This window comes from Ligaoa zhengdingensis (genome assembly GCF_014384885.1).
Lineage (GTDB): Bacteria > Bacillota > Clostridia > Oscillospirales > Ruminococcaceae > Ligaoa > Ligaoa zhengdingensis.
In genome coordinates this window covers 1-2,140 of the sequence record NZ_JACRST010000068.1, presented here as the reverse complement: position 1 = coordinate 2,140, position 2,140 = coordinate 1, and the positions used below count along the sequence as shown (strand labels likewise).

Below are 2,140 nucleotides of genomic sequence, written 5' to 3'. Positions count from 1 at the left end.
GAGTTCGTGCTGTTCGATATGCGCACAAAACACGAATATGAGGCGAATGCGTTTGCCTCACACCTGATCATTGACGATGATGAGCTGATTGACCTGATGAAGCAGGACTACGATGTGGTGCAGCTCTCGGCTGCAATGGGAACAAACATCAACCTGATGCTGATCAAGCTCAACGAACTGAACCGCATGGGCTGGCAGCTCAACTTGCCTTATGTACCGCACTCTGACTTCCTGAAAAATGTCAGACCGGAGGGGTGAATGAGGATGAAGGATAGTAATTAGATGAACAACGACGACTATAAAGAAGCCCTTTTCTATGCCGCTTCCATCTTTAACGAACGCTTGGGGGCAGAGTTCAGTGAGGAAAACCTTGTACTGCGCTGCTTTCAGACGGAAAACAAGCAGGAAGTCTTTGAGCAGTTCTGCAAGCAGTATTTCCCTGACCGGCTGGAAGACCGATATACAGAGGACGGCTATTTTGACTTTCACGCCTCTGCATTCGTCGGCACAGGAGACGGCGCGGACGGAATCCTTCTGCGCACAGACATAGCGCGTCATCCGGCAGAGTTGAAGCACATTCTTCTGCATGAGCTGGCGCATATCTTCTGCACCCGCAACGAGATTGACGGAGATAATTTCTTTGAGCGATACTGCATGGACGATACCATCAGCCGCGAAGAGGACGGAAGCATTAACGCCGGTTATGCGGTCTGGCGGGAACTGATTGCGGAGCTGATTGCATTTGAGCTGGATGACAACTGCGATGTAGTTCCGCTTCGACGCAAGAAAGACCTACTCAGCTATTACGAAGGAGAACTCCTGACCGGCAACGGAAAAATGGGCGTCAGCATGATTCTCTGTGAGGCAATGACCAGTGCTGAGGGCGAAGCGTCTATGACATGGGACGCTGCCAAAAGCAAGTTTACGCGGTTCAAGCCCTTTGATGATCCACTGTACAGGGACTTGCTGGAACTGGTTTTTACACACGTTAGAGAATACTTTATCGTGATTGACCGCGACTTTATCTATGAAATTGGAGTTTTGTATCTGAGCATTGCCGCACAAGCGATGATTGCGTCCCTAAAGAACAGATTTCAGGAAGAATAGGCAGACCGAAAGAGAGAAAGGACGGGCAACGATATGAAATACAAGCTGTTTCGCTCCCCCGGTGATCTGGACAAGGCAGTTCGGAAGCACGAACTGGTTGCCGTGGAGACCGGCAAGAACATTGATGATGTGGCAGACGCGCTTATCCGTGCCGTTCGGGATGATCTTGCAGAAATGCCGGAATATGCGCACTGTGAAACCGCTGCGTATGCACCGGAGCCGGTTCAGGAGCATCGCCGCGTGAGACGTTATCAGTATGAAATGATGGGTATTGTTTACCCGCAGTATGCGGAGAAAAATATCCTGATTGATTATGGCGTGATTGAAGAGGCAGAGTAATGTCAGAGCGAGATGTCGGACAACTGCATAGTGCCGATGACTTGATTGCCGCTGTTGAGCAATACGGCTTTCTGCCCTTCTTTCGGAATGAGCTTCACGGCTTCTCCATCGAGGAACTTTGCCCACCTGAGTTTTGGTTTGCGGATGATGTGGACGGTCCGTGGGAATGGAAGGGTCCGGCTGCGCGGAGCGGCAAATGTCTCTACGGCAAACTTTTCAACAAGAAGGCTGGCTTTGTGAGCCGGGAGTGGATACCGGACTTCGCAAACTTCCGGCGTGACGGCTATGACTTTGACGCCCGTTGGGATGACGGCTTGGCGTCCTACAAGGACAAGGAGCTTTATGAAGCCATAGCCGGTGAAGGCAGGATGCTTTCCAAACGGCTGAAAGAGGCTCTGAACTACCGCAAGGGCGGCAACACCGGCTTTGAGACGTGTATCACGAGACTGCAAATGCAGAGCTATGTCTGCATTGCGGATTTCGTCTATATGCAGGACAAGTACGGAAGACCATATGGCTGGGGTGTCGCGGAGTATGCGACGCCGGAAGAGCTTTTCGGGTACGACTTTATTACCTCCGCCTATCAGCGAGACCCGCAGGAATCCAAAGAGCGCATTCTAAAACATCTGCAATCACGTCTGCCTAACGCGACCGAAATGCAGCTTGAGAAAATCATAAAGGGGTAACGCAATGG

4 protein-coding genes are annotated in these 2,140 nt (G+C 51.1%); all 4 read left to right on the top strand.

The annotated features are described in order from the left end of the window. On the top strand, positions 1 to 258 hold a 258-nt coding region (locus tag H8711_RS13560; RefSeq protein ID WP_249283846.1), incomplete at its 5' end, for a M78 family metallopeptidase domain-containing protein. Between the two features lie 24 nt (positions 259 to 282). After that, a complete protein-coding gene (locus H8711_RS13555) occupies positions 283 to 1,107 on the top strand; it encodes a hypothetical protein (RefSeq protein ID WP_249283872.1) in 825 nt (274 codons plus the stop codon). A 33-nt stretch (positions 1,108 to 1,140) separates the two neighbouring features. Then, positions 1,141 to 1,446 (top strand): carboxylate--amine ligase, encoded by a 306-nt coding sequence (locus tag H8711_RS13550; RefSeq protein WP_249283871.1) that lies wholly within the window; start codon positions 1,141 to 1,143, stop codon positions 1,444 to 1,446. Beyond that, positions 1,446 to 2,132 carry an AlkZ-related protein gene (locus H8711_RS13545; protein WP_249283870.1) on the top strand — a complete coding sequence of 229 codons (687 nt, stop codon included), beginning with the start codon at positions 1,446 to 1,448 and terminating at the stop codon, positions 2,130 to 2,132. The genes H8711_RS13550 and H8711_RS13545 overlap by 1 nt, the downstream gene beginning before the upstream one ends. Positions 2,133 to 2,140 lie beyond the last annotated feature (8 nt).

What these genes read in the sequence shown, in the direction of transcription:
- H8711_RS13555 (WP_249283872.1), top strand. Translation starts at nt 283, where the DNA reads ATGAACAACGACGACTATAAAGAAGCCCTTTTCTATGCCGCTTCCATC.
- H8711_RS13550 (WP_249283871.1), top strand. Translation starts at nt 1,141, where the DNA reads ATGAAATACAAGCTGTTTCGCTCCCCCGGTGATCTGGACAAGGCAGTT.
- H8711_RS13545 (WP_249283870.1), top strand. Translation starts at nt 1,446, where the DNA reads ATGTCAGAGCGAGATGTCGGACAACTGCATAGTGCCGATGACTTGATT.